Annotated in this window: 4 protein-coding genes and 1 pseudogene; 2 read left to right on the plus strand and 3 right to left on the minus strand. The window is 56.3% G+C overall.

Translation table 11 applies throughout. From position 1 onward, the window contains the following. Nucleotides 1-351, plus strand: a pseudogene (locus ACF8AM_RS16270) (LapA family protein); the annotation flags it as partial. A gap of 119 nt (nt 352-470) precedes the next feature. Here the strand turns inward: ACF8AM_RS16270 and ACF8AM_RS16275 are convergent. The 3 genes from ACF8AM_RS16275 to ACF8AM_RS16285 form a co-directional block, all read right to left on the minus strand. Beyond that, a complete protein-coding gene (locus ACF8AM_RS16275; protein ID WP_392556647.1) occupies nt 471-1,406 on the minus strand; it encodes a hypothetical protein in 936 nt (311 codons plus the stop codon). Between the two features lie 66 nt (nt 1,407-1,472). After that, the gene (locus tag ACF8AM_RS16280) at nt 1,473-2,816 is read right to left on the minus strand and encodes a hypothetical protein (RefSeq protein WP_392556648.1); all 1,344 of its coding nucleotides are present in this window, start codon (nt 2,814-2,816) and stop codon (nt 1,473-1,475) included. Nucleotides 2,817-3,070: 254 nt separating this feature from the next. Further along, entirely contained in the window at nt 3,071-5,308 is a 2,238-nt protein-coding gene (locus ACF8AM_RS16285; RefSeq protein ID WP_392556650.1) for a M13 family metallopeptidase, read from the minus strand. A 151-nt stretch (nt 5,309-5,459) separates the two neighbouring features. Here ACF8AM_RS16285 and ACF8AM_RS16290 point away from each other — a divergent pair. Next, a partial coding sequence (locus ACF8AM_RS16290; protein ID WP_392556649.1) for a Gfo/Idh/MocA family protein occupies nt 5,460-6,264 on the plus strand: 805 nt, incomplete at its 3' end.

Here is a 6,264-nt window from a genome sequence, read left to right on the forward strand (position 1 = left end):
ATGGAAAATCGTTATCCGGTGACAATCGTGTCGGCCGAGTTGCCCGCCTTCCTCGCTGAAGAGAATGCTCTGTCGCGAACGATTTCCAAGCCGGTTCAGGTAGAAGGTTTTTTCTATCGCTTGTGGAGTTACGAGTCCGACTTGATGGCCTCGCATGGCGGCGAGCAATTTGCGCCATTGTTGATGGCTGGTCGCTGGGTCGATCGAACTCCAACGTCAAAAGACCCCATTGGGGTGCGTTGGATCGGAACCTTCGCGGCGGCGGGAGTGGTCACCGCGATCGTGGCCACACTCGCGTTCGCTTGGTTCAACCGCCGCGGCGACCGACTGGCGCGCCAGCAGCGATTGTAGAATTCAGTGCCAACTCAATTTTCGGGTAGCGGAACTCGTCACGAGTTTCGTTGGTTGCTGGAAAACCGAATGTCTTGACGACTTCCGCTACGGCCGTAACTCATCTTCCGAACAGACCACTAACGGTCTTCGCCGAGTTTGATCTCAAAACCGGTTCGTTCGTTGATGGTTTCAAAGAAACCGCGAACGATGTTGGTCGCTCCATCATCGCCGATCAGTTGAGCCATGAAGCGCTGTTGCGGTTGGCTGAATTGTTCTTGCAACTGTTCCGTCTCGGGTTGGAACTCGGTGGGTTGTACCACGTAGTAAACCGAGTGCGGTGCGTTGGGGGCGACGTTGGCCCCACCAACTTCGGTGCGGAAGACGGTTTGCATGAATTCTTCTCCGACCGAATTCAGTTCGGGGACGTTCCCGATCGAAGTCTGCATCATGCCGACCATGTTCAACCAACTGAATGGCCCCAGTCCGGTGTGCAGGTTGTCTTTCTTGCCTTCCGGGACGACTTCGGTCAGCTTTTTGCCTTGTCCAACCGCTTCAGCAATCTTTTCGGCGGCGGTTTGGGCCAAGCGACGGGCTTCATCGGTTCGGATCGCCAGGATGACTTCTTCGCGAACTTCGTCCAGTTCAGGGGTGTAGGCTTCGATGTCTTTGGTTTTCCAAGAGACATACGACTTTGCGTTTTCCAGGTCGACCGAACGCAGGGGAGCGAAGACTGGTTGCGGCGGGATGGACGAACCGTCTTGCATCGCGGCACCGAACATCATCGCGTAGTAAGGAGCTCCACGTTGTTGCAGTGATTGGCCCAACCCATAGGATTCGCCAATCGGTTCTTCGCTGACCGAAACACGATTGACCAGGCCAGTGGTGCCGTAACCGAGTCCCTTTTCTTCCGCGATCGCTTTCAAGTCAGGACGGGTGGGAGCTTCTTCTGCTTTCGAAACGCCGACGGCGACATTGCTTTCATGGACAGCCAATTCACTGAAGTAGTCCCGCATCAACGCGTTCATTTCCGTGATGGTTTGGTCCAGTTTTTGACGAGCGGTTTCGGAAACCATGTCAGTCGCGATCGCGTCGCGAACGTCCTCAAACGATTGAGGTTTGGTTTCGGCGGGAGCATCGTCCTATTCGAGTCCATCGCCCAATTCCATTTCGTCTTCGTCGGTTGCAGCGGCTGAAGCCTCGTCCGCAGGAGTTTCCTCGGTGTCATCTTCTTGCAACGCAACCAATTGGACGGCTTCGTCGTCGGAACGGAGCATGGAGCTGTCTTCGCTGGCGGGTTCTTCCGAACTTTCTTCCGCGGTGTTTTCCTCGGCGGGAGTTTCTTCTGCAGTGGTTTCCTCAGAGGTGGGTTCGCTGGCTTCTTCGCTGGTGGGCTCAGTTTCGGCTTCCGTTTCCTCGGTCATTTCTTCCGCAGCCGTTTCTTCTGTTTCGGTAGCGGGCGATTCTTCGGTTGTTTCTTCCGCCGCGTTTTCGGCTTCCATCGCTTCGAGTTCAGCGGTGGCGTCTTCGGTTTCTTCGACCGGCAATTGGAAATCGCCACCGGCGAGTCGGTGTTCGTATTCGGCGCGGATTTCTTCTTCGGTCAGCTTGGCTTTTTCTCGTTCAACGAACTCGTTGAGATCAGCGACGACGAACTCAATTTCGGCCGAATCTGGACGACGGAACTTGGGATCGGGGCTTTGGTCGTTGGGGTAAGCCAGCAAGTCTTTCCCGGCTTCGTAGACTTCTTTGATGGTTGATTCGCTGGGGGATTCATCCGTTTGGTCGAGGTATTCCGCCACCAACACGCCGTAAGCGTCGATCGTTGCCGATTGGTTGGTTTTTAGGAAGTTTCGCCATTGCGCCAGCGGCGTGCTGACCGGCATGCGGCCGTTCATCAATCCGACCATCGCACTGCGTTGGTAGAGGTCCGCCAACAAATGCATTCGCAACTGTTCGTACAGTTGGATGGGGCCCATTTGGTTCTTGGTGAACTGCATCAGCATCGAGCCGATTTCGTTGTCGCTGAGCAATCCATCCGTGTAGCGGTTCAGCCAGTTTCGAACGGACGTGTCATCCAGTTCGAAGCCAGCCTTCTTGGCTTCGCTGTAAAACCGCATCGTGTTGATGGTGGCTTCTTCGCTTGGATTCGCATCGATCCCAATCGATTGGATTTGCCCGGATTCTTGGTCGTATTGAAAACCAGGGACCTGTGGCACGCCGCCACGCCGGATCGTTTCTTGACCCAAGTCACTCAGGAAGCCAACGACAGCACGGTGCTGCTGCGTGGTGCGGGCGACGCGGCTTTGCGTCAATGTGACACCGTCATATTCTGCGACGACCGGGTCCGAATTGGTTCCGCCTCCTCGCCGCAGGTAAGTGTCCAACGCGGGCAAGACGACGAACGCGAACAATGCCAACAAAGTCAACAAGACCATCATTGGCTTGTGGTTGCGTCGAAAAATCTCGAACGGGCTACTGCTCATCGTTGGGTCCAAAAAACAAAATGGTTGCAATTCAAACCGCAGAGGGTATCCCCACGGGAATTTACTGGTCAAGGTGAGTTGATTCGAAGGCTCACCAGCGGGGCGACCTTCGGGGCGAATCGGAGGCCGATTTTTCGAAAGGATTGTTAAGCTGGGCGAGCGAGGCGGGATGGCTGGTTCCGCACCTGCCCGCGTTGGCTCGCGATGATTTTTCGCGAGCCAATCGCGGCGCCGTTACGACGCGGTGAGGTTGTCTACCAGATCCGAATGCGTTCTTCCGGAGCGATGTACAGCGGATCGGTTTCGTGGATCCGGAATGCTTCGTACCAAGCGTCCATGTTGCGGACGATTCCGTTGACGCGGTATTCGCTGGGGCTGTGCGGGTCCGTGATCAAACGTTTCCGCAATTCAGGTTCCCGATACAGGCGACGCCAGATCTGGGCCCAACCAAGGAAGAACCGCTGATCGCCGGTCAGTTGGTCGATGACCTTGGCTGGTTGACCTTCCAACGACAAGCGATAAGCCTCGTAGGCGACACTCAGTCCGCCCAGGTCCCCGATGTTTTCGCCTAGCGTCAGTTCGCCGTTGACGTTCATGTCTTCGAACGGTTTGAACTCGTTGTATTGGTCGACCAAACCCGAGGCGCGCTTTTCAAATTCTTCGCGATCTTTCGGCGTCCACCAGTTCACGAGGTTCCCATCGCCGTCGTACTTGCTGCCTTTGTCATCAAATCCGTGTGAAAGTTCGTGGCCGATGACAGCGCCGATGCCGCCGTAGTTGACCGCGTCATCGGCAGCCAAGTTGAAAAATGGCGGTTGCAGGATCGCAGCCGGGAAGACGATTTCGTTCATCGTCGGGTTGTAGTAAGCATTGATCGTCTGAGGCGTCATGTGCCATTCATTGCGATCAATCGGCCCACCCAATTTGGCGAGTTGACGCTCCGTTTCGAAAATCGACGCGGCGATCAAGTTGGTCGCGGGAGACTCATCGGTGATCTCGAGTTTGGTGTAGTCCTTCCACTCGTCGGGGTAACCAATCTTGGTGTGGAATTTGCCAAGTTTCGTGAGAGCCTGTTTCTTCGTTCCTTCGCTCATCCAGTCGCGAGATTCAATGCGTTCAGCGAAGGCACGTTTGAGGTTCTCGACCAGTTCGTTCATGCGACGCTTGGCTTCGGGAGCAAAGTGCTTCTCGACGTAAAGCTGCCCGACGACCTCGCCCAATACGCTGCCGGTCAAGTCGACCGCTCGTTTCCACATGGGTTGTTGCTCATCGATTCCCGAGATGGTTTTGTCGTGGAATTCGAAGTGGCGTCGTTCCAGGTCTTCGGTCAGTGCGGACGCGTAAGCGTCGATGGCATGGAACTGGAAGTACGCTTGCCACGCTTCGAGGCTGTGGTTGGCAAAGGTCGCACTGAGTGATTCCATGTAGCTGGGTTGCCGCACCACAAAGGCGTCTTGTTCGGTCAGTCCAACTGCATGAGTCATGGCGGGAACATCGAAGCCTTCGATCGTCTCGTCGACTTCCGCGAGCGTGAATTTGTTGTAGGTCTTTTCCGGATCGCGATTTTCGGTCTTGGTCCACTGGTTCTTTGCCAGTTCGGTTTCGATGGCGACGACTTGTTGAGCCAATTCATCGGCGGAATCAACCGACAGAACCTGCAACATGTCTTTGATGTAGACCTGCAATGCTTCGCGAGCGGACACGTATTGCGGGTCGTCTTCGAGGTAGTAATCGCGATCAGGCAGCGACAATCCGGATTGCGACAAATACACGGTGTACGTGTCACTGGCTTTGGCGTCGACGCTGATGTAGGCACCGAGGGGCGCTCCCACGCCGACACGAGAAAGACGACCGATCGTGGCACCCAGGTCGTCTTTGGATTTCAATCCATTGACGATGTCCAAGACGGGTTGAAGGGGTTTGAGGCCGAGAGCGTTGCGTTTCTCGAGATCCAACACGCTGCGATACAGGTCGCCGACCTTCTGCGCGGGGGTGCCTTTTTCTGCTTTGGATTCCGCCGCTTGTTCGATCAACGCTCGGACTTGGGACCGTGTCGCGTCATCCAACACGGTGAAGATTCCGTAGTTGGATTTGTCCGATGGAATCGGCGTGTTCTCCAACCACTGTTCGTTGGCATGCAGGTAGAAGTTTTGGCCAGGTTCGACGGTGGCGCTGAATAGAGACTGGTCGATGCCAGAGACTTTGTTGGCAACCGTTTGGCTGGTTTTGCCAGGCGATTCCGCCAAGACGACCGCGGGATACAAAGCCGTGCCAATCAAGGCCAAGCTCGCAGCGGATTTGCCGAGCGAAGACAGGCCGGCCAGAACAATTCCAGAGCAACCCTGCAGGCGAGCCCTGCGGGTAGAACGAGGGGCTGAGGGGCGGGGCATACGAGTGGTCACGAGCAATCCTTTTGTCGAAACGAGTCGATTGGAGTGGATCAATGCGATGGTGCGATATCTGCGGAGGAGCGAACCATACGATTCCAGCAAATTGCTGGTTCGTGAGGCCAAACTCCTGGGGCATCGTCCCACAAATCCAATTGGATGTCAGGTGCTGAGTAGCGACACTTTGGCACCTCGGCCGGGTAAAATGTCTGGCCCGCCGACGCATCCCGCCTTTCGTTCCCACCTCGAGGAAATCATGCCCAAGTCCCACTCCGTCCCCAAATCGCCATTCGTCTCTCGTCGTGGGTTCCAGAAAACGGCCGCGACCACCTTTGTGCTTTCCGCCGGAACGGCATTGTCGCGTGCTCGGGCAGCGGGATCCAACGACCGAGTCGGTTTGGGATTCATCGGCGTCGCCAACCGTGGCAGTCAACTGATGAAAGCCTTCGCCGAGCACAAAGATTGCCTGCCTGTCGCGGTCTGTGATGTGGATTCCAATGCATTGGCAGCGGCTGCGAAAAAGGCCGGTGAAACGGCGGGAAGCAGCGTCTATCAAACCGGCGACTATCGCGAATTGTTGGAACAATCCGATGTGGATGCCGTGGTCATCGCCAGCCCTGATCACTGGCACGCCTTGCAGATGATCGAGGCCTGCCAAGCGGGCAAGGACGTTTATGTCGAAAAACCATTGTCGGCGACGATCGTCGAAGGCCGAGCGATGGTCAACGCCGCCCGCAAATTCAATCGAGTCACGCAGGTCGGCACGCATCGCCGCAGCAGTCCCCTGTATCACGAATTGGCCGGGCGGGTGCAGGACGACTTGCTGGGCAAAGTCTGCGTCTCACGCGCGTACCGGCTCAGCAACATGGCTCCCGCTGGCATCGGCAAACTTCCCACGTCCAAGCCACCTGCCCATTTGGACTGGGACATGTGGGTGGGCCCGCGTGCCGAGCAACCCTATCAAGACAACATCGCTCCGTACAAATTTCGCTGGTGGCAGGACTACAGTTCGCAAATGGGGAACTGGGGCGTGCACTACCTCGACGCGATTCGCTGGTGTC

This window comes from Rhodopirellula sp. JB055 (assembly GCF_043100905.1).
Taxonomy (GTDB): Bacteria; Planctomycetota; Planctomycetia; order Pirellulales; family Pirellulaceae; genus Rhodopirellula.

Coding starts and splice junctions, on each gene's coding strand:
- ACF8AM_RS16275 (WP_392556647.1), bottom strand. CDS start 1,406: ATGGTTTCCGAAACCGCTCGTCAAAAACTGGACCAAACCATCACGGAA.
- ACF8AM_RS16280 (WP_392556648.1), bottom strand. CDS start 2,816: ATGAGCAGTAGCCCGTTCGAGATTTTTCGACGCAACCACAAGCCAATG.